The 24,412-nt window shown below is 45.9% G+C and carries 28 protein-coding genes, 1 tRNA gene and 1 pseudogene; 15 read left to right on the top strand and 15 right to left on the bottom strand.

Annotation, left to right across the window (positions count from 1 at the left end; genetic code table 11):
* Positions 1–267 precede the first annotated feature (267 nt).
* The 5 genes from QUA10_RS18595 to nadA form a co-directional block, all read right to left on the bottom strand.
* The gene (locus QUA10_RS18595) at positions 268–384 is read right to left on the bottom strand and encodes a photosystem I reaction center subunit VIII (protein WP_333042098.1); all 117 of its coding nucleotides are present in this window, start codon (positions 382–384) and stop codon (positions 268–270) included.
* Between the two features lie 57 nt (positions 385–441).
* On the bottom strand, positions 442–951 hold the full coding sequence (locus QUA10_RS18590; RefSeq protein WP_333081456.1) for a photosystem I reaction center protein subunit XI: 510 nt from the start codon (positions 949–951) through the stop codon (positions 442–444).
* Positions 952–1,064: 113 nt separating this feature from the next.
* Entirely contained in the window at positions 1,065–1,781 is a 717-nt protein-coding gene (locus QUA10_RS18585) for a TIGR04283 family arsenosugar biosynthesis glycosyltransferase (protein ID WP_333081455.1), read from the bottom strand.
* 412 nt (positions 1,782–2,193) lie between these two features.
* Positions 2,194–2,811, bottom strand: a complete 618-nt coding sequence (locus QUA10_RS18580; protein WP_333081454.1) for a TIGR04282 family arsenosugar biosynthesis glycosyltransferase — start codon at positions 2,809–2,811, stop codon at positions 2,194–2,196.
* A 169-nt stretch (positions 2,812–2,980) separates the two neighbouring features.
* A complete protein-coding gene (nadA, locus tag QUA10_RS18575; RefSeq protein WP_333062467.1) occupies positions 2,981–3,949 on the bottom strand; it encodes a quinolinate synthase NadA in 969 nt (322 codons plus the stop codon).
* A 197-nt stretch (positions 3,950–4,146) separates the two neighbouring features.
* Here nadA and QUA10_RS18570 point away from each other — a divergent pair, with 197 nt between their 5' ends.
* Together QUA10_RS18570 and QUA10_RS18565 are read left to right on the top strand one after the other, a co-directional pair.
* A complete protein-coding gene (locus tag QUA10_RS18570) occupies positions 4,147–5,064 on the top strand; it encodes a TIGR04168 family protein (RefSeq protein WP_333081453.1) in 918 nt (305 codons plus the stop codon).
* Positions 5,065–5,098: 34 nt separating this feature from the next.
* A tRNA-Ser gene (locus tag QUA10_RS18565) sits at positions 5,099–5,183 on the top strand.
* 156 nt (positions 5,184–5,339) lie between these two features.
* Here QUA10_RS18565 and QUA10_RS18560 read toward each other — a convergent pair.
* Both QUA10_RS18560 and QUA10_RS18555 read right to left on the bottom strand, forming a co-directional pair.
* Complete coding sequence (locus QUA10_RS18560; RefSeq protein WP_333081452.1) at positions 5,340–5,780, bottom strand: translation initiation factor; 441 nt, start codon at positions 5,778–5,780, stop codon at positions 5,340–5,342.
* 108 nt (positions 5,781–5,888) lie between these two features.
* Entirely contained in the window at positions 5,889–6,392 is a 504-nt protein-coding gene (locus QUA10_RS18555; RefSeq protein ID WP_333081451.1) for a hypothetical protein, read from the bottom strand.
* Positions 6,393–6,677: 285 nt separating this feature from the next.
* On the opposite strand from QUA10_RS18555, the gene QUA10_RS18550 reads away from it, so the two are divergent.
* Complete coding sequence (locus QUA10_RS18550; protein WP_333081450.1) at positions 6,678–6,869, top strand: hypothetical protein; 192 nt, start codon at positions 6,678–6,680, stop codon at positions 6,867–6,869.
* A 36-nt stretch (positions 6,870–6,905) separates the two neighbouring features.
* Positions 6,906–7,424, top strand: coding sequence for a pentapeptide repeat-containing protein (locus tag QUA10_RS18545; RefSeq protein WP_333081449.1), 519 nt, complete (start codon positions 6,906–6,908; stop codon positions 7,422–7,424).
* 171 nt (positions 7,425–7,595) lie between these two features.
* On the opposite strand, the gene QUA10_RS18540 is transcribed toward QUA10_RS18545, so the two are convergent.
* Positions 7,596–7,718 (bottom strand): hypothetical protein, encoded by a 123-nt coding sequence (locus QUA10_RS18540; RefSeq protein ID WP_006633228.1) that lies wholly within the window; start codon positions 7,716–7,718, stop codon positions 7,596–7,598.
* Between the two features lie 20 nt (positions 7,719–7,738).
* Between QUA10_RS18540 and QUA10_RS18535 the strand changes: the two genes are divergently transcribed.
* Positions 7,739–8,350: a DNA-3-methyladenine glycosylase gene (locus QUA10_RS18535; protein WP_333081448.1), complete on the top strand. Its 612-nt coding sequence runs from the start codon at positions 7,739–7,741 to the stop codon at positions 8,348–8,350.
* Positions 8,351–8,399: 49 nt separating this feature from the next.
* Entirely contained in the window at positions 8,400–8,699 is a 300-nt protein-coding gene (locus tag QUA10_RS18530; protein ID WP_333081447.1) for a hypothetical protein, read from the top strand.
* Positions 8,700–8,842: 143 nt separating this feature from the next.
* On the opposite strand, the gene QUA10_RS18525 is transcribed toward QUA10_RS18530, so the two are convergent.
* Positions 8,843–10,339 (bottom strand): glycosyl hydrolase family 57, encoded by a 1,497-nt coding sequence (locus QUA10_RS18525; RefSeq protein ID WP_333081446.1) that lies wholly within the window; start codon positions 10,337–10,339, stop codon positions 8,843–8,845.
* Positions 10,340–10,519: 180 nt separating this feature from the next.
* Here QUA10_RS18525 and QUA10_RS18520 point away from each other — a divergent pair, with 180 nt between their 5' ends.
* The 5 genes from QUA10_RS18520 (at position 10,520) to QUA10_RS18500 (ending at position 15,390) form a co-directional block, all read left to right on the top strand.
* Complete coding sequence (locus QUA10_RS18520; RefSeq protein ID WP_333081445.1) at positions 10,520–11,248, top strand: AIM24 family protein; 729 nt, start codon at positions 10,520–10,522, stop codon at positions 11,246–11,248.
* Positions 11,249–11,338: 90 nt separating this feature from the next.
* On the top strand, positions 11,339–11,527 hold the full coding sequence (locus QUA10_RS18515; protein WP_333081444.1) for a hypothetical protein: 189 nt from the start codon (positions 11,339–11,341) through the stop codon (positions 11,525–11,527).
* Complete coding sequence (locus tag QUA10_RS18510; protein ID WP_333081442.1) at positions 11,524–11,823, top strand: hypothetical protein; 300 nt, start codon at positions 11,524–11,526, stop codon at positions 11,821–11,823. Before QUA10_RS18515 ends, QUA10_RS18510 begins: the two co-directional genes overlap by 4 nt.
* Positions 11,824–12,096: 273 nt before the next feature.
* Positions 12,097–13,572 (top strand): glycogen synthase GlgA, encoded by a 1,476-nt coding sequence (gene glgA / locus QUA10_RS18505; protein ID WP_333081441.1) that lies wholly within the window; start codon positions 12,097–12,099, stop codon positions 13,570–13,572.
* Between the two features lie 768 nt (positions 13,573–14,340).
* A complete protein-coding gene (locus QUA10_RS18500) occupies positions 14,341–15,390 on the top strand; it encodes a Fe(3+) ABC transporter substrate-binding protein (protein ID WP_333081440.1) in 1,050 nt (349 codons plus the stop codon).
* 65 nt (positions 15,391–15,455) lie between these two features.
* Here QUA10_RS18500 and QUA10_RS18495 read toward each other — a convergent pair whose 3' ends face one another.
* Positions 15,456–15,977, bottom strand: a complete 522-nt coding sequence (locus QUA10_RS18495; RefSeq protein ID WP_333081439.1) for a pentapeptide repeat-containing protein — start codon at positions 15,975–15,977, stop codon at positions 15,456–15,458.
* A gap of 29 nt (positions 15,978–16,006) precedes the next feature.
* Positions 16,007–17,728, bottom strand: coding sequence for an iron ABC transporter permease (locus QUA10_RS18490; RefSeq protein ID WP_333081438.1), 1,722 nt, complete (start codon positions 17,726–17,728; stop codon positions 16,007–16,009).
* Between the two features lie 126 nt (positions 17,729–17,854).
* On the opposite strand from QUA10_RS18490, the gene QUA10_RS18485 reads away from it, so the two are divergent.
* On the top strand, positions 17,855–18,943 hold the full coding sequence (locus QUA10_RS18485; protein ID WP_333081437.1) for an ABC transporter ATP-binding protein: 1,089 nt from the start codon (positions 17,855–17,857) through the stop codon (positions 18,941–18,943).
* A gap of 232 nt (positions 18,944–19,175) precedes the next feature.
* Here the strand turns inward: QUA10_RS18485 and QUA10_RS18480 are convergent.
* A pseudogene (locus tag QUA10_RS18480) lies at positions 19,176–19,286 on the bottom strand (Uma2 family endonuclease); the annotation flags it as partial.
* Between the two features lie 145 nt (positions 19,287–19,431).
* The gene (locus QUA10_RS18475) at positions 19,432–20,202 is read right to left on the bottom strand and encodes a TerC family protein (protein ID WP_333081436.1); all 771 of its coding nucleotides are present in this window, start codon (positions 20,200–20,202) and stop codon (positions 19,432–19,434) included.
* Between the two features lie 338 nt (positions 20,203–20,540).
* Here QUA10_RS18475 and psaM point away from each other — a divergent pair, with 338 nt between their 5' ends.
* Both psaM and QUA10_RS18465 read left to right on the top strand, forming a co-directional pair.
* Positions 20,541–20,636 (top strand): photosystem I reaction center subunit XII, encoded by a 96-nt coding sequence (psaM, locus tag QUA10_RS18470; RefSeq protein WP_015174804.1) that lies wholly within the window; start codon positions 20,541–20,543, stop codon positions 20,634–20,636.
* A 285-nt stretch (positions 20,637–20,921) separates the two neighbouring features.
* Positions 20,922–21,338 (top strand): slr1601 family putative cell division protein, encoded by a 417-nt coding sequence (locus tag QUA10_RS18465; protein ID WP_333081435.1) that lies wholly within the window; start codon positions 20,922–20,924, stop codon positions 21,336–21,338.
* Between the two features lie 223 nt (positions 21,339–21,561).
* Here QUA10_RS18465 and ctpA read toward each other — a convergent pair whose 3' ends face one another.
* Positions 21,562–22,800, bottom strand: a complete 1,239-nt coding sequence (ctpA, locus tag QUA10_RS18460; protein WP_333081434.1) for a carboxyl-terminal processing protease CtpA — start codon at positions 22,798–22,800, stop codon at positions 21,562–21,564.
* Between the two features lie 158 nt (positions 22,801–22,958).
* Between ctpA and QUA10_RS18455 the strand changes: the two genes are divergently transcribed.
* Positions 22,959–23,897 carry an AraC family transcriptional regulator gene (locus QUA10_RS18455; RefSeq protein WP_333081432.1) on the top strand — a complete coding sequence of 313 codons (939 nt, stop codon included), beginning with the start codon at positions 22,959–22,961 and terminating at the stop codon, positions 23,895–23,897.
* A gap of 318 nt (positions 23,898–24,215) precedes the next feature.
* Here the strand turns inward: QUA10_RS18455 and QUA10_RS18450 are convergent.
* A partial coding sequence (locus tag QUA10_RS18450; RefSeq protein WP_333086335.1) for a hypothetical protein occupies positions 24,216–24,412 on the bottom strand: 197 nt, incomplete at its 5' end.

Here is a 24,412-nt window from a genome sequence, read left to right as displayed (position 1 = left end):
GAGCGGATGATTTGTCTTCTTTGCAAAAAAATCCTCTGCCTGCCGGCAGAGGATTTTTTTACAATTGCGAGTTCTGAAGGAAGAAAACTCAAAGATTGCTCTACAGATAAATTCTGGAGATGGGGGTAAAGAAACTAAGTTTTCTGATAGCCAGCAATCTAAAAACAATTTTTGCTGATTTTCCCTAGATTTATCTAGAAATGTCAGAGCAATTGTTCCTCATCTTACTTCGGCTTTCCAACTTAGGTCTTACTTTAGGGGTAAGGCTCAGGCGTCGCTTTCAATGTAGATAAACAACAAACCCATTACCACAACCGGCATTACCCAGGTAATTAGGGGAATCAAAATCCAAGGCAAGAAAGAGGCAGCGTAGGAACCTGTCATATCAAATTCTCCAAACTAAAGTTAGTGTGTTCCAACAGGGATATTTGGGAGTCGAGTCTAATTGTTGACTAAGCCCCGGAAAATGGCATCAACGCCGTTAAAGTTTTCGAGTAAGAAGTAGGCAACAAAGACACCACCCATTCCACCAATGAAGAAACCACCGGTAAACTGGCTCCAGCCTTCAGCATTTCTGAGGGCATCAGGGGTCATGGGATTAGCGCTAGGGTAGCTGGTGTTGTCTTGTTTGAAAGAGACTAAACCGTAAGCAGACATACCTAGTGTGCCAAGCAGAACTAAGACGAGGGCTGTATATAATCCTCCGAGATTAGCTGCTTCTGGATAATCCCGCAGGGGGCCGAAGACGATTTCGGGGCCGACGAGGAAATAACCGTGTGCCAAACCAATTTCTAGGCCTCGAATTAGGGGCGAGAGTCCTTTGCGGTAGACGGGCAAGTTCCCAATGAATGCTTTTGTGAAATCAGAAGCACTGATGGGAGTTGCTAGATGACCCGTGAAGGGGTCGCCGTTAAAGGGTTTAATAAGCTCTGCATCTCTGGGATCGGCCATATTCTGTTTGTCCTCGCAGTTTAAAAAGTTGAGGCGTTCAAGTCATATTTTACGCAGGGACGTGTTTCCTATTTACATAATTAACGGCGAGCTTTAGAAAAGTTCACTATTCTTTAGTTTTTGGAAGAATTTTTCTTTTGCCTCTTATACCAGAAAGCGAGTCGATCGGGCGACACTCCCAAGAAATAAGCGATGATTACTATTTGATTAATAGCGGTGGTTTTGATGACCCCAAGCTGTTGCCAGCGACGGGCGGAGGTCAGGACTGGCTGGGGTACTATTTGAATGCGGCCTTGTTTTTTCAATCGGCGCACGAATTCAAAGTCTTCCATGAGGGGCAAGTCGGGAAAACCGCCGATTTTGTCAAAGGTAACTGCGTGGAGGAAAATAGCTTGGTCGCCGTAGGGCATTTCCAAAAAGTTCGATCGCCAGTTTACCCCTGTTTCTACCAACCGGAGGCTGAGACTGCCGGCGTCAATCTTGAGTTCAAAGGCCCCCGCTACCGTACAGGGATTAGCTAGTACCCGACGCGCGCTATCGTCGTACCCGCTAGGCAAAAGAGTGTCGGCGTGGAGAAACAGCAATATCTCTCCAGTAGCTTTGGTGGCACCTACATTCATTTGGGATGCACGGCCTGGGGCGGTGGAGATAACTCGGACGCCCAAAGATTTTGCTATATCTGTAGTACCGTCACTGCTGCCGCCGTCAGCGACAATTATTTCGACATTTTGGGCCTCAAGCGCGGTGGAGATGACTGGGGCAATTGTAGATGCTTCGTTTAAGACTGGAATGATAATGGAAATTTTGAGATTTGGATTTTCTGGCGACATACAGAATTAAGCAGCCCGTGAGAGAGAGCGGGTTTTGTACAAAGCTGATTTTGCCCATTTGTGACCCCGGGTTCGCCCCTACATTTGGCCTTAACGTGGGAGAGTTTGGTAAAAAACCCAGCTATTAGTTGCTCATTTTTTACGCCGGGCCCGCGCCTACATTGGGCTTTCCTGTGGCATGGCGGGTTTTGTACAAAGCTGAACTGTTAGTTGCTAATTTAATTGCTAATTTTTGGCTTTTTCTCGCGCCTGGGACTATTGTCCCAAGCGCTGTCTAACTGCTACTGAAATTCAGTATTTGGTTAGACAAATACAATTACTATATTATGACGTTCCGGTTTTACAAGCAAGCATTTTTATTAAAAAACATATGATTCTTTCTAATAGTTGACAAGCCTTAAATATAGTTTAGTTATTTCAACATATTAATATCTAAACCAAGGAGGTCTTCTGGTCGATCAATATCTGTAAGAGTGGGAAGATAAGCAATATTGAGATCGAGCTTTTGGGCGATTGCCCGCGTACAAGCAAATACTTCACTCGTTCCCCAGGGAATGCCACCGAACAATTCCGGTATCGATCGCCGCAACCCGATCAGATAATAACCTCCGTCTTTTGCGGGACCCAAAACTAAATCGTGCTGGCTCAGTTCCTCAAAAGCTTGCGCCATGATTTCGGCTTTCAAATCAGGACAATCTGTACCGATTATTGCAGTTTTTTCCACCCCTGAATTAAAAGATTTTTCAAACGCTGCTTTCATTCTTGCGCCCAAATCTCCGTCTATTTGATTTTGACAAATAATATCACTTCCCAACCAGTCTTGCATCACTTGTTGGCTGCCGCCGGAGCGGTGAATTTCTACCGATAACCCGCGGGATTTTTCAAGAGAGAGAGCGCAGGCGATCGTCCGTTGGGCCATCAAGCGGTGAAGGTTGGCAGCACCTGCTTTTCCCAGCACCGGAATTAGTCGAGTTTTGGTTGTTCCCGGTTCGGGATAGCGGGTGAAAATAATCAGTTTTTCGGACATCATTTATCGTGGTTCATGAGTTTTAAAGGTAGGCACCCCAGAGGAAGAGAAGAGAAAGAGTGGACAACTGATTGACAGAGTGCCACTCGATGTTGGTGGGTTAGGCGATGACTTAATTGAATAGCTTTGCCCAACCCAGCCTACAATAGATTTACTTAAAAATATCCACCGGTTAGCTCATTTCTAGCATTCGTTGGATGGGCTGCAAGGCTGCTAGTTGAATATCTAGGGGCATGGTAATTTCGGGGGTTTGATTTTTTAGGGAGAGATACAATTTTTCCAAGGTATTTAATCTCATGTGCGGGCATTCGTTGCAAGCACAGTTATTATTGGTTGAAGGAGCGGGAATAAAGCGTTTGTGCGGAGCTTGCTTTTGCATTTGGTGAATGATTCCCGGTTCAGTCGCAACAATAAAAGCTTGGCTGGAACTAGCTTGAGAATATTTGAGCAAAGCAGTGGTGGAACCTATGTAATTAGCGTGGCGCAGCACGGGAGGTTCGCATTCTGGGTGGGCAATTATTTCGGCTTCGGGATTTTCGATTTTGAGTTGAACTATCTTTTTTTCTGAGAAGTTTTCGTGGACGATGCAAGCTCCTTGCCAAATCTCCATCTTTCTACCAGTTTGTTCCATGACGTAGCGGCCGAGATTGCGATCTGGCCCAAAAATTATCGGCTGATTTTCCGGAATTTGGTTGACAATTTTAACCGCGTTAGAACTGGTGCAAATTATATCGCTCATTGCCTTAATTGCGGCGGTACAATTAATGTAGGAAATTACTAAATGTCCTGGTCGATCGGCTTTGAAAGCTGCAAAGGCTTCGGGAGGGCAACTGTCGGCGAGGGAACACCCAGCATTCAAGTCTGGCAACAATACTAATTTGTCGGGATTGAGAATTTTTGCGGTTTCGGCCATGAAATGAACTCCGGCAAAAACTATGACATCGGCGCTGGTGTTGGCTGCTTTGCGGGCAAGTTCTAGGGAGTCGCCAATGAAGTCTGCGATGTCCTGAATCTCGGAGTCTTGGTAATAGTGGGCGAGAATGACGGCGTTTAACTCTTGTTTGAGGGCGTTAATGGCTGCAAACAAGTCGTGGGGCAGTCGGGTTTGAGTAAAGTTCGGAGCAGGTGCGGTGGTAAACACAGTTAGAATATTCCGGGGAAGGTGGCGAAGACAGCTAAAGTGTATTTTGAATTATAGTTGAATTCACCAAAAAGTGCTGGCTGTTCAGTGGAGCTCATCTAAAATCTAAAATAGCCTGGGGGAGAGTGCAAAAATTGGTCGCTGTTTCTTATGCTGAGTAAGAAGGGGCTAGGGATCGATCGCACATGACAAATCACATGAATAAAGCTAAATCTATCAAAATTGCGGTAGTGGGGGACGTTCACGATCGCTGGGAACCTGAAGACGGCGAGGCCCTGAAGCATCTGGGCGTTGATTTGGTGCTGTTTGTGGGGGATTTTGGCAATGAGTCGGTGGAGGTGGTGCGGGCGATCGCCCAATTGGACATTCCGAAAGCAGCGGTGTTTGGGAACCACGATGCTTGGTACACGGCGACGGAGTGGGGCCGAAGTCAGTGCCCTTACGATCGCACTCAAGAAAATTGGGTGAAACAGCAGATAGATTTAATGGGAGAAGCTCACGTCGGTTACGGGAAAAGGGATTTTCCCGAATTGGGCGTAACTGTGGTGGGAAGCCGCCCGTTTACTTGGGGGGGCTCGGAGTGGAAGTACGGGGATTTTTACTCGGAATGGTTTGGGGTAGAAAGTTTTGAAGAGTCGGCACGGCGCATTGCAGAAGCTGCGGCGGAGGCCGATTGCGAAAATGTGATTTTTTTGGGTCACACGGGCCCGACGGGGTTAGGAGAGGCTCCTGAAGACCCCTGCGGGCGAGATTGGAAGCCGTTGGGAGGGGATTGGGGCGACCCGGATTTTGCGGAGGCGATCGATCGAACTCGGAGTTCTGGGAAGCACATACCGCTGGTAACTTTTGGTCATATGCACCACAAACTGCGGCACACGAAGCACGAGTTGCGGAAGTCGCTGGAGGTGAGTGCGGAGGGTACGGTGTATTTGAATGCGGCCAGCGTACCGCGAATTGTGGAGAGAGAGTGCTCTAAACTGCGGAATTTCTCGATCGTCCTGCTGGAAAATGGAGCAGTGTCGGAAGTGTCTCTGGTATGGGTAGGCGAAGATTTCGCGGTAGAAAGAGAACAAATTCTTTATCGGCGCACTGAATCTGCGGCTATTTGTAGTTAGAGACAATTGCTGGTATGATAAAATTTATGCGCCAGGAGAGGTGGCAGAGTGGTCGAATGCGCCTGACTTGAAATCAGGTGAACCGCAAGGTTCCGTGGGTTCAAATCCCACCCTCTCCGTTTAACAATTCTCTTGTTCGTTAAGGGTTTCAGATTCGCTATCCCCTGAATAGTTCCCTTTTCCGCTCATCTTTGGCTCACTCGTGGTATTTCCCCAAAAAAAACACCCCCGCAGGGGTGCTGTTGCTTACCAGGTAATTTTTCTAGCCAACTGACTTAACTAAACCCTTCCTCATCCGCCGGGTCGCCGTAGGGGTCTTCGCTTGCCGGGATCACATTGCCGAACATTCCAGCATCCGCTACGTAGTCTGCGGGGTCGCCGTAGGGGTCTTCGCTGGCCGGAGTCAGGTTGCCGAACTGTCCGTAGTCGGTACCGGCGTAGTCTGCGGGGTCGCCGTAGGGGTCTTCGCTGGCTGGGATCACATTGCCGAACTGTCCGTAGTCGGCGGGGTCGCCGTAGGGGTCTTCGCTGGCGGGAGTCACGTTGCCGTACTCTCCGTAGTCAGCCGGGTCGCCGTAGGGGTCTTCGCTGGCCGGACGCGCGTTGCCGAACTGTCCGGGATTTGAGGCATCTTGGTAATTGCCGTCAGGATCAAATTGCTCGCTGTCTGGTCCAACGATCGCATCTTTTAACTTCCGCAAAAATCCGTCCACCATGATAGAGTTCCTCTTTTTTATGTGTTGAAAAACGACTGTTTTAGATTGGGAATCCCAGATTTAATTGAACGTCACGGAACCTGCAATCTAAAATCTCAAATGGTTACACTACTGTGCCGGAACAGGAGCTGTAGCTTCCGGCAAGGTAGTAAGGTCTCGACCGGTATTTTGGTTGTTGTATCCCTGGAATTCGCGGTAACGCACTGCCTCGGACTCCGGAACTTTAATTCCTCCAGGCGGGGGCGTTACCCAGTGAGCGCGATTCTGGGCATCGCGGTAGTAAACGCGACCGTTTTTGGAAAGGTAATGTTTTCCCTGCGGCCCCTTTTCTTGTTTATTTTTGTGCTGATTGTAGATGTAGTAAAGGGCGGCGGCTCCTGCTAAAGTAATCCCTACTTTTTGAGCATTGCTCAGTCCTTTTTTCGCTTGTGGCGAAGGAGTGGAGCCACGATTAGTTTGCACTCCTCCAGCGCGAGTATCGTCAACAGGAGGCGGGGGAGCGGAACTTTGCTGGTTAGAACCGCAAGCAGTCACAAAGGGAAATGTCAGCAGCGTTGTCAGCAGCAGAGCCATGAAGCGCGATCTTTTTGGTTCGGGTTTGATTGTGTTCATTGCCGCTCCGAATTGTCGGGATTATAGGTAGGGTGTATTCTGGCGAGGTTTAGGAACCTGAGCTGCTGCCAACAGTTTTTAGAGTAAATTAATTTCTCAAAGCAATTTTTTTGACAAAAGTAGTTGCTGAGAACTTAACAGCGCAGGTACGGTATTGCGTTTCTATTTAATCATGCTGTAATCTCTCGATGATTTACTCATTCCAGGGATATAAATAAAGTTTCTTTTATTTCAGTCTGGAGGTATATGCAAATGCGCGCCTTCGGGTAACAGTAAATTCCGTTTGTGGGCTGGTCAAAGCAAAGTGAAGCAGACGGAGGGGGCGAGTCCGAAACTCAATGCAGCACTGGCGAGGGAAAGGAGGCGGGATTTATAAGCCCGGCGGTGTTTAATTGCGCCAGAGTGCTTGTGGGAGATGCCTGCTTTTTTTTGGGAAATTCTGGAGAGGTCGATCGCACTCTTGGAGAAATCTATTAGCCGCGACAGAAAGCCCCCCAAGCTTTTCGGATATTTATGAAATTAAAGAATTTAGTTACTGCTGGATTGTCCATCGCAGTTGTATTTACTGCGGTAAAATATCTAACATTTTCCAATCAACAAAACCAAGTCAAGGAATTACTGCAAACAAAACAGTGTCCCGAATGCAATTTCAGCAATGCCAACCTGAAGGGACTTGACTTACGAGGATTTAACTTGCAGGGTGCGAACCTCGAAGGTGCTAATTTGTCGGGAGCCAAATTAGCCAATGCTAACTTAAAAAATGCTAACTTGAATAGAGCCAACCTCACCGGAGCAGATTTGGGCTGTAGCGGCATTACTTTCAACCTTGATGCGAACGATCGAGGAGCAAACATGGATTTTAATGTCACCGCTGTTCCCGAAAAAAACAACCCAGAAAATGCAGTAGTTGGTTTCAACATGAAAACGAGCGATCGGGGAGCGACAATGCGTTTAAATCTGCCGGGATGCGCTGACTTTGAGAATGCTAGCTTGCAGTCAGCTCAAATGCCAGATGGCACAATTCATCCTTAATTGCAGCAAATATAGCAATCTGCTCTCTCATCATTTCTCAACTTCTTTTCCTTTTTTCTGCTCTCTCTTTTCTCTTTCTCTGTGTCCTCTGTGGCCTCTGTGGTTCATAAATAAAACCGCCGTCTGAAAAACAGGCAGCGGTTTTTTAAGCAACTAACTGCACGCCTAAAATTAGTGAGCAGAACCGTTACCGTGATACTTGTCAGTATCGTAGAATCCGTTTTTTGTGCCGAAGAACAGACAGCAAACGGTGAAAACTGCTGTCAAGACTGCTAAAACTAACTTAACGTCCATAATTTACCTGCTGTTGTTGAGTGAGTGCAAATACTCAGATTGTAGAATCTTTTTGGCTGGCGCGACCATCTACCAGCGTAGCGCCAGATTTGCTCGGCTGTACTCTGGTGCGGCAGTTTCCTGACGGCGAGACAATTCGGGGAATGATTGTCGAAACAGAAGCTTACGGCCCGGGAGATCCCGCTTGTCACGCTTACCGACAGCGCACTCCTCGCAGTGAGGTGATGTTCGGGCCTCCGGGTATGAGCTACGTTTACTTAATCTACGGGATGTATCACTGTTTTAATGTGGTGACGGATGCAGAGGGAGTTGCTAGTGGTGTGCTGATTCGAGCTTTGCAGCTAGATGCGCTTCCCCAAGAATTCGCTGGAATTCCCGAGAAGAAGCGATCGCGCCTCGCCGCCGGGCCTGGGAAACTGTGTAAGGTGCTGGATATCGATCGAACTTTAAGCGGTTTTCCCTTGGGTGCAGGCCAACCGCTGCGATTGGAACACCGGAGCGAGGACTTTCAGCAAGCTGTGGAGGAGGGTACAATAAATTTTGTGCAAACTACGCGGATCGGGATTTCTCAAGGAATGGATTTGCCTTGGCGGTGGTATGTAGGGAACTCTACCGCTGTGTCACAACTCTAGTAATCTCAAAGGTATCAGTGTAAATTTTGTCGCTTATCTCTGTGAAATTATGGCTTACTCTTCTGAAAATCCGATCGTACAACTCAAAAAATGCCTAACCCTGGTTCAGGATGTTAGCACTCACAACGAAGCGAACCGGGCCTTCGAGCAATTGTGCGGGATTATCGATGCTGAAAACCCAATGGCCGCGCAACTTTTGGAGATGCTTTGGGAAGAAGCAATTATGGCGAGGCGATCGGCTTTATTTTGGCAGCAAATGAGCGATGTTGAGAAAGATATGGCTAATAGAATGATGGAAAATATGACGCAAATGCGGCAAAACTATTTGCGGTTGATGCAGGAAATGTAGACAGTAATTGATAAATTCCTGTTTGTAGTGAGGACTCTAGTCCTCTCTTTATCAATAAACTTTTCTAGATGTAGGGTGCGTCAACGCTGATATTTGAGGAAGCTCAAACAGTTGGTTTCCGGGGCACCCTACAATAAATTCTGCTACTTCATTAAAGCAGCGCCGCGGTTGTAAAGTTCCCGCGCGTAATCAGTCCAAGTTCCCTGTCCCCAATAGCGGAAACAGCTTGTTTGCAATAACAAATTGTAAAGCAAAGCTTGCTGGTATTCAAACTGCTTGGTAACGGTCGCATCTTGCTGCACCAGCGGATCGTATTTTTTGTGGAATGCTGCGCTGAGGAGATTCATCGGTTCCAAGACATTTTCGTAGCCTTTCACCCAACTCAAATCGTTAGTCCAAGAAGCACCATCCATGTGAAAATTGTGGTCTGTTTGCTTGAGTTGGGCGATCGCACTTTCCACCTTTTCCGGTGTAGCACTATCAGGATCGACTAACTGCCAGATTTTGTGCTGGTTAATCCCCTGACAAACAGGATAATCATCAGGATTAACGCCCGCCGCTTCAATTATCTCCAAATATTCAGTGCCGTTTAAACCAACAACACCGGATTTTCCCCCGCCTTGTTCGCGGTTTTCGTGCCAAGCTTTGACAAAAGCGCTGGGAAATTCATTCATCATCACGCCGCCATTTTCGCCGTCGGCAATCTGAGTGACTAAAGAAGGAATTGTAATATTGCCAATTTGCTGTTTGTTCCGTCCTTTGGCTTCGTAATACGGCTGCATTTGACCCACCAATTTCGTATCCGAACCTTGGGTTTTAATCAAAGCCGTGATGCTGATTGTTTCGCCGTGAGAATTGCGGGCAACCAAACGGTTGGGAATATATTTTTGGTCTTGCGACAATCCCGAACCGTCGGAATTTTCTACTGAATGTTCTTGCACCATCAACCAGCGATAGCCGCATTCTTTCAAAGCTTTGATGTATTCGTAAAGTGTATCTGGGTGATTGGGAAAGTGCATTTCAGGGGGTGAAAAACCTTTAACCCGCTTCAGGGCATCAATGCCAAAAATGGCGGCAAAATGATGTTGCCATGCTTGAATTTGAAGTTTAATATCGGGAATGGGAGTTGAGGGAATGACGGCGTGACTCCACATTGTGCCCAGCCATTCTACGTGGGGTTGATATTGAGGATCGCAGGTGATGCGCTTGAGATTATCAAAGATATCGTCGCGTCCCATTTGGCGCAATCCCCACAATAAATTGCCCGAATAGTCGAGCATAATTCGCGGGTGGCAGCCTTCAGCAATCAGTTGGGGAATGAATTCTCCCATGCGAGAATAGCACCAAGCGAAGACTCCGGCATTGTGGTTATCTCCTTGGTTGGGATGTTCAAACATATTCTGGAGATTGCAGATCAGTTCGCCGTTTGCACCTGCAGGAATTGTGGGTTGGTGCATATGGAGGGCGCAGGCGAATCCGGCTTGAATGTTTTCGAGGCGCAGATTTGTGGTAGGTAAAAAGATTGGTTCGTTGCTATTGGCTGCGGCACTGATTTCTGCTTCGGAGCCGCAAATGTTGGGCAATCCTGAGTTGATTTCTTGTAAAATCGGTAAATTGGGAGATTGTGCGATCGCAGGCATAAATTTTTCTCAACACTTGTGGAGGGGCGCTGTCTGCTATTGCTAATATAGCTAGATACTTTAACAGTAGCAGAGGATGTCTGCCAAAGAGAAATTTCACCGGATAAGTCCGGGATCGCGACAGCCCCAAATCACGGGTCAAATGTTTAACACATTTCACGTAAATAGGCGAGGTAAATTATGAAATACGAAATAAAAGTTTTGGAACCAACAGCTTTGTGGTACATCCAAAATAACATCAATCCTGAAACCAATAAGTTTTACCATCCCACTAAGAATATTCCCCTCGTTCAGCAAGCGGAAATTAACTTAAACAATTCGGGAGTGATAATTCAAAAAGGTGCGCTGCATTGGTGTATGGGAAAATTGACTTCCGGTGTTTATAAAACGGATAACCGTTTAAAAGATATGTGGGTATCTTTGACAACGGAAATGGATTACAACGCTCCCGTATATCAAGGAACTGGTACGGTGAAACTGGAACCGAGACAAAAAGGCCATTTCCTGCATTATACGCCGATCGAGCTTTCGGATGCCCAGCAGTGGGAGTTTGATGACGGTATATTTCAGTTTTGTTCGGACAATGTAGTTATCGGTGCTAAAAAACTGAAATTCCGACAAGTGGCTGCTTCTAATGACGGTAGGTGGAGAATTGCTGTTACAGCTTTGCGCGAACAAAAAGCTACTGTTGTAGCAGCTACAAGTTCACCAGCTAAGATTGTCGAACTCAAACAAGGTGAAACTTTGATAGCTGATTGCGATTTGGTGAAAGGATTTACCAAGGGGATTGAAGAAGATTATCGAAAATTAGGTCATTTTGGCAAAGGCGGCGGGGAGGGTTATGTTTGGTTTTATCAGGGAAAAGGTCAATTATTAGTATGTGAAAATGATGCTATGGGTTTGGGTTGAGTTGTTGCATTTTTTTCGATAGGTATGAGAATGATGAGTGGGATTTATGTAAGATAAGGAGGAAGAAAGATCGCACACCAATTTGCAGGCATGAAAGAGTCTGAGATTCTCCAAGGTAAAAAAGGTAGTATAAAACAAGCACAGCTTCCGGCAAATTCGCCAAGTTGGGAAGAATTTAGCGAAATGATATGGGAGCAAATAGAAAGAGGTGCTGAAGAAAATATCCCAGGCTTTAAGATGGTTCGCAAATTGTTGAGCGATCGGAGATTTGATAGATGAAAAATAATGGGTTTGACCAAGTAATATTATTTTTGCAAAAATTGCAAAAACAGGCTATCGATTACAGTTTAGCGCATCATCGCGATGAAGCTCTGATGGTAATTGTAGCTGTACCTGGGGAACGGTGGGAAATTGAATTTTTGAGTGATGGTTCGGTGGAGGTAGAGAAGTTTGTCAGTAATGGAGAGATTGCTGGAGAAGAAGCTTTGAGTGAGTTATTCGATCGATATTCGGAACTAGACGAGACAAATGGCGATTTGGCTCAAAAGATTGAGTTGACAAATGCGATAAAATGAGTTAAATTTTGCGGAATTTGCGATCGAGTTGCAGCACTTTCGACTTGCTCAACCGATGATTTTTCCTTTGAAGGAGAGCTTGCAGCTTCGCCTTGATGATATCCTTCCCTGTTGGGCTATTGCCAGGTATCCCCCAAATCCGTCTCAACATCCGCTACCAGCGCCTATTGTCCCTGTATTCCCAATGGCCGACTTGCTTATCTGCCTAGAAATCATATACTTTGTCAAGTTAAGAAAATATTTTTTTGATTCATCCAGGAGTGAGAAAAAAAAATGTACATAGTACAAATTGCCTCGGAGTGCGCCCCCGTCATCAAAGCAGGAGGTTTGGGCGACGTAGTTTACGGTTTGAGTCGGGAGTTGCAGAATTCCGGCCACTGCGTCGAGATTATTCTACCCAAGTACGACTGCATGAGGTACGACCACATTTGGGGACTTCACGAAGCCTACCGGGATTTGGCTGTGCCCTGGTATGGCGGCGAAATCCTCTGCGATGTCTTGTGTGGCTGGGTGCACGGGCAGTTGTGTTTTTTCATCGAACCTCGATCTCAAGATAACTTTTTTAATCGCGGCTGTTATTACGGCTGCGATGACGACAATATGCGGTTTGCATTTTTCAGCAAAGCTTCTTTGGAATTTTTGCTCAGAAGCAACAAGCGTCCCGATGTAATTCACTGTCACGATTGGCAAACGGGTTTGGTGCCAGTCTTGCTGTTTGAAATATACAAATACAATTGGATGGAATATCAGCGAGTCTGCTATACCATTCACAATTTCAAACATCAAGGCATGGGAGGTAGCGATATTTTGCAAGCAACGGGTTTGCACAGACCGGATTATTATTTTGATTACGATCGCCTCCGAGATAACTTTAACCCTTTTGCTATCAACTTTATGAAAGGTGGTATTGTTTACTCGAACTTTGTCACCACGGTTTCGCCGCACCACGCTTGGGAAGCTCACCTCGGCGAGTTTGGCTACGGTTTGGGTCACACATTGCATTTATATCAAGAGAAGTTTCGCGGGGTGCTCAACGGCATTGATTATGATGTGTGGAATCCCGAAAGCGATCGCTACATTCCGCACCACTACACTAAGGATGATTTGGCAGGAAAAGCCAAAACTAAAAAAGCTTTGCGCGATCGGCTGTTCCTGCGCGATGCTGACAAGCCTATTATTACCTTTATCGGTCGTTTGGACGACCAAAAAGGCGTTCATCTCGTTCACCATGCAATTTATTACTCTCTGAGTAAGGGAGCGCAATTCGTGCTTTTGGGTTCCGCGACGGAAGCGGGAATTAACGCTCATTTCCAGCACGAAAAATACTTTTTAAATGACAATCCAGACTGCCATTTAGAACTAGGTTTTAATGAGGAACTGTCGCACTTAATTTATGCGGGTGGGGATATGATTGTGGTTCCCAGTAATTACGAACCCTGCGGGCTGACTCAGATGATTGGGTTGAGGTACGGTACTGTTCCTGTGGTGCGGGGAGTTGGCGGTTTGGTGAATACTGTGTTCGATCGAGATTACGACACCCGCCACCTCCCAGAAGAACGCAACGGTTACGTGTTTTATCAAACCGACTACGCCGCTTTGGAGTCCGCGCTCGATCGCGCGATCGGATTGTGGTATGACTATCATGATGAATTTGAAAAACTCATGCTTCAAGGCATGAATTGTGACAATTCGTGGAAATATCCAGCTAAAGACTATGTGGAAATTTACGAGCTAATTCGACACAAATAATCCGCAGGGTGTCCAGTGTGCAAATTACTAACTGTAGGGTGTGCACTGCTAGCCCGCGTCTTGGTGGCTGTTGAGCCTGGTCGAGAATTCCGGCAGTTGATACATGGCGTTGACGCGAATCGGTTGGGAGATGGCGGTTGCTTTTTTTTTGGGAGAGCGAGGTTGTATAAGGAATTTTATTAAATTTACCCTGTGGGCTAAATTTAATAAAACTTCTGGAGGTTGTTGTCGCTCGCAATTACTAAAAGCTACTGTCTGTCATAAAACGGCAGACAGTCAGAAACATACGGGGGATAGGGCTGGGGAGTTTTTGGAGATGTCTATTGCCAACAAGTGCTGTGATACCTAATCAGCAAAAATCTTTGTCATAAATACAATTCTGGGCCCATCAAAACCTTCATCAGCAAATTTTTTGATGTTGCATAATAGCGGCATGATTTTGATTTTTCTGTGGGATGGGCCCATGAGCCCGAAGGCGTGTATGTTCAGAGCAGGCGGGACACCCTACAATAATCATCCTCAAATTGTGCAAGGTCAATTTTTTACCTAATCTGCGGGCTACCACAAAGTCTTTTCGTAAAAAAAACTGCCGATTGAGCGAAGTCTAGACCGGATTTCTGACCACGAGTGCGTCAGCCCTAAAATAGTTACCCTCTCGATCATCAAATAAGAATTACTTGCATTAATATAGTAAAGCAATGACTATAGATGGCTGTAGATACACCATCGTGTCAATTGCCAGATGAAAAAATCTATCATTATAGAACAATGAGCATTTCTCGGCGTATTTTTCTTGCCAGCGGTACAGCAATGGCTGTCGTGGCCGTGGGGGAACTAACCAAAAAAGCCCCTGTCGCAGCCCAAACCGGCACTCTCAACCTTTATTCAGCGCGTCACTATGACACTGATAATCAGTTGTACCAAAGCTTCACCAAAAAAACTGGGATCAAGGTTAACCTTGTTGAAGCGGATGCTGACCAACTAATTGAACGGATCAGAAGTGAAGGTGCAAATAGCCCCGCTGATGTTTTCATCACGGTGGATGGTGGGCGTTTGTGGCGGGCAAAACAAGCAGGTATTCTGCAACCTGTTTCTTCAACAGTCCTGACATCGGCAATTCCAGCAAGTTTGCGAGATCCTCAAAATTTCTGGTTTGGTCTATCGCGCCGGGCCCGGGTGATTGTTTATAACAAAAGCAAGGTGAACCCTTCCCTGTTGTCAACCTATGAAGCGCTGACAGAACCTCGGTGGAAAGGCAAAGTTTTAGTGCGATCGTCCACTAATATCTATAATCAATCTCTGGTTGGGGCTATGTTAGCAGCTCATGGAGCTCAAAAAACAGAAGCTTGGGCGCGAGGATTAGTGGCTAATTTTGCGCGTCCTCCAGAGGGAAATGATACAGCGCAAATCAAGGCGGTTGCTGATGGGGTAGGCGATATTGCCCTTGTTAATACCTATTATGTAGCTCGCTTAATGAAATCGAAAGATCCAGCAGAACAGGCGGTAGCGGCGAAAGTAGGGGTATTTTTCCCGAACCAGCGCGATCGAGGTACTCACGTCAATATTTGTGGTGCCGGTGTAGTCAAAACCTCGCGTAACAAAGCAGGCGCGATCAAATTCTTGGAACACTTAGCCAGTCGCGAAGCGCAACAAATTTTTGCTAGGGGTAATTATGAATACCCTGTGATTTCAGGTGTGGCGATCGATCCTACGGTTGCCAGTTTTGGTACATTCAAATCTGACCCTCTCAACCCTGATGTGTTTGGGAAAAATAACCCCGAAGCTTTAAAGATTGCCGATCGGGCAGGATGGAAATAGAAGCTTTTTGAACAAGAAGCTATTCTTTGTGATTCGGCGGTTTCAACCGCCGAATCCAATCAACTTTAATTTTTAATTTTACCATCTGGCATTATAGCGCCTTTCAGGTTGGCCCCTGTCAGGTTGGCCCCTGTCAAATCAGCACTATTTAAGTCAGTTTCACTTAAATCGGCATTACTAAGATTGGCATTATTCAGTTTTGCCCCTCGCAAAAAAGCCCCCTTGAGATTTGCATTACTCAAATCAGCATTTGTGAGATCAGCAGAAAATAAACCTGCTTTTTCCAGAGAAGCACCTTTTAAATTTGCACCTTTGAGATTGACGCTATCGAGTAAGGCTTCATTAAGTTTGACCTTTTCTAGCACAGCACCTTCCAACTTAGCACCATTGAGATTAGCGCTTGTTAAATCAATGTCACTTAACTTGGTATCAGTCAGGTCACATCCTGGACATTGCTTAGTTTTTTGTAATGTTTCGAGGGGGCTTGCTGCCTGTTTTTGGCATCCAAACGTGACCAAAATAGTAAGTAGTAAGAAAGAGATTGTGCCAGTAGTGCGGGTAAACATTGGTGAATTTTTATTAATCATCTTGATTTGTAAAGGGATAATTTTAACCTTTAACTGTTAACCGTTAACTGTGTTGAAGACTTGCGCGATCGCGCAATTTTCCAACTTAATAAAATAACCGGTAACATCCCCACTAAAACAATTGCGAGTGCAGGGCCAGAAGCTTCAGCCAATCGCTCATCTGAGGCAAGTTGATAAGTTCGCACAGCCAATGTATCAAAATTAAAAGGTCTAATAATTATAGTAGCAGGTAACTCTTTCATCACATCAACGAATACTAACATCATGGCAGTTAGTAGACCTCCCGTCATCATTGGTGTATGAACTGTAACTAAAGTTTGCATGGGACTATAACCCAAACTTCTCGCCGCATCATCTAAATTAGGCTTGATTTTGCCCAAACTTGACTCCACCGCATTTAAAGAAACAGCAAGGAAGCGAACTATATAAGCAAATACCAAAGCTGCGATCGTACCGCTTAACAACAAGCCTGTAGAAATTCCCAAGTTTTCACGCATCCAACTATCAAATAGATTGTCAAATTTTCCTATGGGAACCATAATCCCCACTGCAATGACAGAACCAGGTACAGCATAGCCCATTGCCGCAACTCTCGTTCCAAACTGCACTCCTAAATTAGGATATAACCGTAAGCCATAAGCCATAATCAAGGCAATAACTACTGCTAAAATTGCTGTCAGTGTTGCCAAAATTAAACTATGACGGGCAAAGATCCAAAAACGTTCATCTAAAGTGAGTTGCCAATTAGCTAAGGTCAACTTGACTAAAAGACCCGCGGGCAATAAAAAACCAAAAAACAGTGGCAAAAAACAAGCAATTACCGCTAGAATTTCCCTAATTCCTTTAAGTTGATAAGTTGGCAGTTGGCGATAGCGACTGCTAGCTTGATAATATTTAGTCCGACTGCGAGACCAGCGTTCTAGTAAAATTAAACCCAGAACAAATAATAATAGCAGGGCAGCTAATTGATTGGCTGCAATTCGTTCTCCCATGCCAAACCAAGTTCGATAAATACCTGTAGTGAATGTATCAACTCCAAAATACTGAACAGTTCCATAATCGTTCAGAGTTTCCATCAAAGCCAGTGCTAAACCTGCTACAATTGCGGGTCTTGCCATTGGTAAGGCAACTGTAATAAAACTCCGCCAAGGACTACAGCCAAGTATTCTACTAGCTTCTAGGGTACAAGTGGATTGCTCCAAAAATGCAACTCGTGTTAATAGGTAGACGTAGGGATATAAAACTAAGATTAGCATTAAGATTGCCCCAGGGAGCGATCGCACATTAGGAAACCAATAGTCTCCATAACTCCAGCCAAAAATATAACGCACAGCAGTTTGAACTGAGCCAGAAAATTCTAAAAAGTCTGTATAAATATAAGCTAGGACATAAGCTGGGGCCGCTAAGGGTAACAGTAATGCCCATTCAAATACGCGACTGGCCCGAAAGCGACACATTGTTACTAGCCACGCACATCCTACGCCAATCACGACAACACCAAAGCCTACGCCGATCATTAACAATAAAGAGTTGACGATATAACGGGTTAAAACTGTATCGGTTAAATGTTGCCATGTATCTTTAGCTTCAAAAAAGATACTGGATAAGACACTGATGACTGGTATGGCGATCGGCAATGCTAAAGCGATAACTGCAAGTGTCCACCCACTAGCCGATAGACCGCGTAAGGTCGATAGCCATTGGATTGTTCTGATTCCTGTTTGGTGTAGTGATTTTTGCGAATTTTTCATTGCTAGTAAAAAGTCTAGCTTGCTAGCTTATCAGTAGGTGTAAACATTTGTCAAGGCTTTTTGATAATTAATCTCACTAAACTGGTATATTGTAGAATAGTAAGTTGTTGATTATTTATAGCAATAATGGCTCGATCGATAATTCTGCATTTGGATGGTGTAACAAAACAGTATTCCCAAGCAGCATCACCTGCGGTGGCATCTGTCACCCTAACCTTACATCAAGGAGATATACTGGGGTTGTTGGGGCCATCGGGTTGTGGGAAAACAACGTTGCTGCGGTTAATTGCTGGTTTTGAACAGCTACAAGCAGGGACGATCGCCCTAGCAGGGAAAACTGTAGCCAGTGTTAATATGTCAGTCGCGCCGGAACAGCGAGACATTGGTATGGTGTTTCAAGACTATGCACTATTCCCCCATTTGACAGTCGCGAAAAATGTAGCTTTTGGCTTGACACATCAAGGAAAAGAGTCAAAGCATAATATTCAGAAAGGTGTCACCGAAGCATTAGCGCTGGTGGGATTAGAAGGATTGGAAAACCGTTATCCCCATGAATTATCCGGGGGTCAGCAACAGCGAGTGGCGCTGGCCCGTGCTTTAGCCCCTAGACCTGCGATTATTTTACTAGATGAACCGTTGAGTAATTTAGATGTACAAGTACGGTTAAGATTGCGTCAGGAAGTCCGCGAGATTCTCAAAGCAACGGGAACTTCTGGTGTATTTGTCACGCACGATCGCGAAGAAGCACTTTCGATTTCAGATTGGGTAGCGGTGATGCGTCAAGGCAAATTAGAACAGTTGGGCACTCCAGAGGAAGTTTATCAAGAACCAGCATCTCGATTTGTGGCTGAGTTTGTGACGCAAGCAAATTTTGTTTCTGCATCGCTAAAGCAGGATTTTTGGGAAACAGAAGTAGGTTGTTTTGCTGTTAAAGGAGATTCATTTGTAAAAGTTCCTTGTGATGTTTCTACTGAAGGAGAATTGATGATCCGGCAGGAAGATTTAAGCTTATTCTTAGATGAAGATTCGGCTGTTGTGATTTGCGATCGCCAATTTTTAGGCAGAGAAAATCGTTATTGTTTAAAAACTCCTTCTGGCGAAAAGTTATATGCACTTACAACCACAGAAAATGTTTTTCCCATCGGTTCTAAAGTTCGGTTATCTTGTGGTGAGAATTCTCCCTTAGCTTTCTTTGTCGGTAAGTCTAAGCCATAGCTAATGGCTAATTGCTAATAGACCTTTCCGAAAAATAATCTAAAACCGTTGGCCTATGTAGAAAAGGTTATTTGCAGCCACTCAACAGAAATGTTACATTTTTTACCGACAGGTGAAGTGCGATCGCCCGCAACTCCTTCCCATAGCCCTCCTTATTTCCCTAAAACCTCAAAAAATACAGCCACCACCAAGGCTAAAATCAGATCCTGATCGATCGCCAATATGCCGCCAACCCCCTCAGCAACCAATTCCCCTCGCTATCCCACCAGCATAACCCTTGCTGAGTCTGATTTTGATAACTGCCTTCCCATCGGCTCAATTCTACTCCCATGAGTTCGATCGGCTAGTGAAATAAACGATATTACAAAATAAAAGCCTTTCATCCCCGGACTAACGTCACCGGGATGAAAGGCTTTTGCACGTTTTGACCAGCCTTCAATCTTGTTGGTTTGACAGATTTAAGCTAATTTTATTCAAATGAAAGTATGTTAAATTTCGGACTTTTGTCCTTGCGATTCGGGCACAGCAACTTCTGAATCCGGCTGATTGAGAGCCATTTCTAGAGATTTTGCAATCTCGACTGACTCAGGAGTACGCTTAGAAAATCCCCAGACAAACATCAAGACGATACTGGAAACTAGCAGCCATTGCGGAGGAACTAAATCTGGATTAATTACTTTCACCAACAATCGCATTCCCACGAACCCAACCGTGATGTAACCAGCACTTTCTAGGTGAACGAACTCATCCAGCCAGCGGATGAACAATCCGGCCATGAATCGCAGGGCAATAATTCCAATAGTAGCGCCTGTTACGACGATAAAAGTGTTGTCAGAAACAGCGATCGCAGTAGTAACGCTATCCAATGAAAACGCTAAATCCGTAAAAGCAATCATGGGAATTGCTTGCCACACAGACGCAAATCTGGGCCCGTGATGTTCTCCTTCGGAGTCTGTCTCTGAAGTGAAATGTTGGAAAACCAGCCACAACAGGTAGAGAGCACCAAGCAGCTCAAACTGCCAGTATTGGATCACCCAAGTAGCCGTTAAAATTAGGGCGATCCGCAGTACAAAAGCAATTATCAAACCCAAGTTGAGAGCATTTTGCTGTTGCTTGGCATCTTCTAAACCTTTAGAAATAGACGCCAGGGCGATCGCGTTGTCAGCCGAAAGTACAGCCTCCAAAGCCACCAAAACCAACAATAATAAAAAGCCGTCAACTCCAAAATTGGGTGAAGCGTCGAGAAATTGATCTATCATTAACTATTTTGTGCACCTAAGATTGGCAAGGGTCGAGCGCAGCGCAAATTACCCGCTCTGTCTAACATTAGTGTCACCTTCACTTAAATCTTAACCTAACGCGGTAATTCTGTGGGAGGCGATCGTCCGAACAACGTCCGAAGCAAGCAGTCCCAGGAAACCAGGAAAAATTCTTTCCCTCCGACACTCAAAAACTGTGCCACTGCGCCACTCGGCCACTAGGCCACTCCTCCCCGGAGGAACCATTTGTGTTGCAAGTTGTAACAAATGATTCCCAAAAGTGCCAATTTGTCTCAAATTGGTGAAAGCTCGTGCCCGCGAAAAGGAGTTTTGCGAATATGTCTTTAACAGATACCCAAGTCTACGTAGCGCTCGTAATTGCTTTGATTCCCGGAATCTTGGCTTTCCGGCTGTCAACTGAACTGTACAAATAGTTTCCAGACACCAGTTGCGAACCGCAAAACGCCTGCCTGAGCAGTTAGATCTCTCGGATTACAGATACAGACAATTGCTGCCCCAGTGCACTAGATTGTTTGTGTTCAGCAAGACGAGACTGCAAGGGCAGGCATTTTTATGGGAAAATTCCGTCTTCAGGCGTCACCTTTGTCTCAACAATTTTGGCTGTCAGCACCCTGACTAACAGCGGCGAGTGTGCGTTAAGCTCAGAATTTGCTCTGTTGAACTCTAAAACGTCAGTCTCAGGTATTTGAAAAAAAATTATGCAAGCAATTCAACCCACCGTTACCCCACTGCGTCCTGTAAAAAACTCCCCTCGGGTTACTCCTCGTCGCAGCAGCAGCCGCCAGCGTTCCTACCCTCACCAAACCCTCGCGGCCGAAACAGGCGTCAAGTTGGCAGTCAACATGGTACTTTCAGTCTGTGCCACTTCTGCTTTGCTTCAGCTTTGGCCTCACTACCGGGCGGTGCAAGAAAAATTGCACGAAATCCAAGCTGAAGTCAATCTTACCCAAGGGCGAGTAAATCAGTCGCGATCGGACTTTAACCGCTACTTTGACCCTAGTCTTGCTAAAACTGTGATGCAAGAGCAAAGCAACCAAGCTGACCCGCAGCAGCGTCAGGTAATTTTGCAAGAAGCCGATGTACCCGAAGCCGAGGAATCAACCCCGCAACCTTAAGGGAACGGCTGTTTTGGGTTTTGATATCACGTCCGATGTGCATCATTCTTTTATGTCATTGCTTCGCACAGCGAACAATGACAGATGGATCTGTCGGACGTGATATCACTTTTGACTTAAAGAGTTTTTAGGATGATTCTTGTCTGTCCTCGGGAACGAAACGCAGAGACAGACAGACCTGCGTATTGTTACCTGTTGCAATCTCAAAACTTCAAACTCCGGCTTATACTGACTTTGCCAGCACGGTTTTTTCTTTCAGTAGTTGCAGTGCAGCTTGATATTGCAAGTCTGCTGCGGTGCCGATTTCATCGCGCGCGATGGGTTCCAAAGGCACTACGCGATCGGGCGAAATCCCCAGCTTGTTAATATCTTTATGGTTCGGTGTCTCGTACTTAGCAACAGTCACGGCCAACCCAGAACCGTCAGACAAATCAAACAGCGACTGAATCAGTCCTTTGCCAAAAGTCTTTTCTCCTACCAGTTGAGCTCTGCCGTTATCTTGCAGCGCACCCGCCAAAATTTCGCTAGCACTGGCAGTTCCCTTGTTCACCAAAACAATCAGTGGATCGTTAGTTAGGGCTTGTCCAGAGGCTTCAAAACTGCCGAGAATGCCCTGTCGGTTCACCGTGTAGACGATCGTCCCGGAATCGAGCCACAGGCGGGCAATTTCAATCCCTGCTTGCAATAGTCCGCCCGGGTTGTTTCGTAGATCGAGAATGTAGGCGGCGGCTCCTTGTTTTTCCAAGCGGTCGATCGCGTGAGCGACTTCCTCAGTGGCGTTAGCGCTGAATTGACTCAAGCGAATGTACCCCAGCGGCAAATTCTCCGAGGCCGATTGCAATTCGGCGTAAACCGGATTGAGAGCAATGCGATCGCGCACTAGCTCAATGTCCTCAGCAACGTCCCTTCCCTCGCGCCCCAAGGTCAAGGTAACGGCAGTGCCGATGCGGCCGCGCATTCTAGTTGCTGCTTCGTCTAGGCTCAATTCTGAGGTAGGAGTGCCATCAATTTTCAGAATGCGATCGAGGGGTTGGATGCCAGCTTTATCCGCCGGTGAGCCGGCCAAAGGAGCCACCACTGTCAGGGTATTTGTCTGGGGGTCGATCGCAATTTGCAGCCCCACTCCCGTCAATTCTCCCGAAGTGTTGACCTGCAGGCTGCGGTACTGTTCGGGTTTCAGCAGTCGAGTGAAGGGGTCGTCGAGTTTCGCCAGCATCCCCTGAATCGCCGTGTAAGTCTGCTGTCTGTCGTTAAGCGGTTGCTTGACAGCTTTTTGGCGAATCGACCACCAGTTTTGAGAGTTGAAGCTGTCGTCCACATAAGAGCGATTGACAATTCGCCAAGCTTCGCTCAATAGCTGCTGTTCAGGAGTCAGCGCCGCGGCAGGCTGCGCCCACCCACCTAGAACCAGGACGACTTGGAGGAAAAGTAAAATCGCAATCTGGAAAACTCGTCTGTGCATGATTGTTCCGTAAAATACCAGTAAGTATTACATTTTATGTATTTTACGTTTGTACGCTGGGAACGCTGTTGCAGATTTAACTCCGATTTGTGTCCCGACGGTCAGTCCCGGAGGCACTCGGATGCTTAGAAGAATCCTCGCTGTAGAACGGCGAGGAGTTGTCAACTACAAAATACCAACTCGTCCAGCCGGTGCCAGCTATGTCCCCACAGAAACCATTAATTCTTGATTTTGCCAAGACAGACGCGATGAAAGTGATTCTCCCGCGCCCCGCAATCCTGTCGAGTCACGGCGCCAAGTGGCAAGGAATTCATGTCGAATATCACTCTCAGCCACCAAACGAATGTCCCGAACACTGTCTCGAACAGCACACGGTTGGCTTGATGCTCAATTCAGCAACACTAAAAGGAACAGTGAACGGGAAACACTGCGGTAGCGAATCATGGCAAAGTGGGCAGATTTTCATCGCTGCTGCTGGTACTTATTTCCAAACAGTTGCAGCCGGAAACTATGAATTTATGGCGATCGCTCTTGAACCAACCGACTTCGACAATACAGTTGGCGAATCAATCAATTCAAATCCCATTGAAATTATACCGCAATGGCAAACCCGCGATCCGTTGATTCACGGAATTGCCTGGGCACTCAAAACCGAATTGGAATCAGGCGGATTAAACGGTAGTCTTTATGTCGATGCACTGAAAAACGCGCTTTCACTGCACATACTGCACCGCTATGGCGCGCAGAGACCGAACCGGCGAGATGTTGCAGGCGGTCTTGACCCCCGCCAATTGCAGCTAGTTATTGACTACATTAATGAATACATAAACCGAGATTTGCACTTAAGTGAACTTGCTAATTTAGTAAAACTTAGTTCTTATCATTTCAGCCGTATGTTTAAAGAATCGACTGGAGTCACGCCCCATCAGTACGTGACCCAGTGCCGAATAGAAAAAGCAAAACAATTGTTTAAAAAACCGGAGTTATCAATAAAATATATATCCCAGCAAGTCGGATTTCACGACCAAAGTCACTTTAGTAAGACATTCTGCAAAATTGTCGGTTTGACTCCTAAGAAATATCGCGATCTGCTTTAACAAAACTCAAGCCCTGTCACATTAAAAGCAGTTTGTAGTTGCAAAGTATTTTCGCATAGGGCTTGCGGGGGTTCAGAAACCGAGTTTTTTACCCGATCGGGAAACCTGTGTATTTTGGTAAAAAACCGGGTTTCTTTGGTATTGATGCGTAAGTCCTGTCGTAAAAAACCCCTGCCCGCCGACGCTGTTACAATTCTTCATCAAATAGGGATAAATTCCGCAAGAAAATTATATTTTTCGCAAGTTTTCCGCAAGAATTTACTATACAGCAGAGCTGGTGCTTTTGTAGACTTGCTGGCATCTCATAAACCAGAAGTATCAGCTAGGTAAATTAATCATGTCTACTTTCAGTACCGGTACCAACTTTCCTGCCGGCACAAGTCCCCAATCCTTCACTGCCGAAAACTGTAATAACGATAACATTCCAGACTTAAACATCCGGTAGTGGCCAAGAAGTAATGATGGTAAGATAGTAGCCTTGATAAGTTTTTTGTGAACTATGCCGAATTGTCCCG

It is taken from the genome of Microcoleus sp. Pol8_D6, from assembly GCF_036700965.1.
In the GTDB taxonomy this organism is placed as follows: domain Bacteria; phylum Cyanobacteriota; class Cyanobacteriia; order Cyanobacteriales; family Microcoleaceae; genus Microcoleus.
The sequence above is the reverse complement of the archived record's forward strand: the minus strand, read 5'-3'. Positions and strand labels throughout refer to the sequence as shown.

Excerpts from the sequence above, each read along its gene's own strand:
- QUA10_RS18595 (WP_333042098.1), bottom strand. The coding sequence starts at position 384 with ATGACAGGTTCCTACGCTGCCTCTTTCTTGCCTTGGATTTTGATTCCC.
- QUA10_RS18590 (WP_333081456.1), bottom strand. The coding sequence starts at position 951 with ATGGCCGATCCCAGAGATGCAGAGCTTATTAAACCCTTTAACGGCGAC.
- QUA10_RS18585 (WP_333081455.1), bottom strand. The coding sequence starts at position 1,781 with ATGTCGCCAGAAAATCCAAATCTCAAAATTTCCATTATCATTCCAGTC.
- QUA10_RS18580 (WP_333081454.1), bottom strand. The coding sequence starts at position 2,811 with ATGATGTCCGAAAAACTGATTATTTTCACCCGCTATCCCGAACCGGGA.
- QUA10_RS18570 (WP_333081453.1), top strand. The coding sequence starts at position 4,147 with ATGAATAAAGCTAAATCTATCAAAATTGCGGTAGTGGGGGACGTTCAC.
- QUA10_RS18560 (WP_333081452.1), bottom strand. The coding sequence starts at position 5,780 with ATGGTGGACGGATTTTTGCGGAAGTTAAAAGATGCGATCGTTGGACCA.
- QUA10_RS18555 (WP_333081451.1), bottom strand. The coding sequence starts at position 6,392 with ATGAACACAATCAAACCCGAACCAAAAAGATCGCGCTTCATGGCTCTG.
- QUA10_RS18545 (WP_333081449.1), top strand. The coding sequence starts at position 6,906 with ATGAAATTAAAGAATTTAGTTACTGCTGGATTGTCCATCGCAGTTGTA.
- QUA10_RS18540 (WP_006633228.1), bottom strand. The coding sequence starts at position 7,718 with ATGGACGTTAAGTTAGTTTTAGCAGTCTTGACAGCAGTTTTCACCGTT.
- QUA10_RS18530 (WP_333081447.1), top strand. The coding sequence starts at position 8,400 with ATGGCTTACTCTTCTGAAAATCCGATCGTACAACTCAAAAAATGCCTA.
- QUA10_RS18525 (WP_333081446.1), bottom strand. The coding sequence starts at position 10,339 with ATGCCTGCGATCGCACAATCTCCCAATTTACCGATTTTACAAGAAATC.
- QUA10_RS18520 (WP_333081445.1), top strand. The coding sequence starts at position 10,520 with ATGAAATACGAAATAAAAGTTTTGGAACCAACAGCTTTGTGGTACATC.
- QUA10_RS18515 (WP_333081444.1), top strand. The coding sequence starts at position 11,339 with ATGAAAGAGTCTGAGATTCTCCAAGGTAAAAAAGGTAGTATAAAACAA.
- QUA10_RS18510 (WP_333081442.1), top strand. The coding sequence starts at position 11,524 with ATGAAAAATAATGGGTTTGACCAAGTAATATTATTTTTGCAAAAATTG.
- glgA (WP_333081441.1), top strand. The coding sequence starts at position 12,097 with ATGTACATAGTACAAATTGCCTCGGAGTGCGCCCCCGTCATCAAAGCA.
- QUA10_RS18500 (WP_333081440.1), top strand. The coding sequence starts at position 14,341 with ATGAGCATTTCTCGGCGTATTTTTCTTGCCAGCGGTACAGCAATGGCT.
- QUA10_RS18495 (WP_333081439.1), bottom strand. The coding sequence starts at position 15,977 with ATGATTAATAAAAATTCACCAATGTTTACCCGCACTACTGGCACAATC.
- QUA10_RS18490 (WP_333081438.1), bottom strand. The coding sequence starts at position 17,728 with ATGAAAAATTCGCAAAAATCACTACACCAAACAGGAATCAGAACAATC.
- QUA10_RS18485 (WP_333081437.1), top strand. The coding sequence starts at position 17,855 with ATGGCTCGATCGATAATTCTGCATTTGGATGGTGTAACAAAACAGTAT.
- QUA10_RS18475 (WP_333081436.1), bottom strand. The coding sequence starts at position 20,202 with ATGATAGATCAATTTCTCGACGCTTCACCCAATTTTGGAGTTGACGGC.
- psaM (WP_015174804.1), top strand. The coding sequence starts at position 20,541 with ATGTCTTTAACAGATACCCAAGTCTACGTAGCGCTCGTAATTGCTTTG.
- QUA10_RS18465 (WP_333081435.1), top strand. The coding sequence starts at position 20,922 with ATGCAAGCAATTCAACCCACCGTTACCCCACTGCGTCCTGTAAAAAAC.
- ctpA (WP_333081434.1), bottom strand. The coding sequence starts at position 22,800 with ATGCACAGACGAGTTTTCCAGATTGCGATTTTACTTTTCCTCCAAGTC.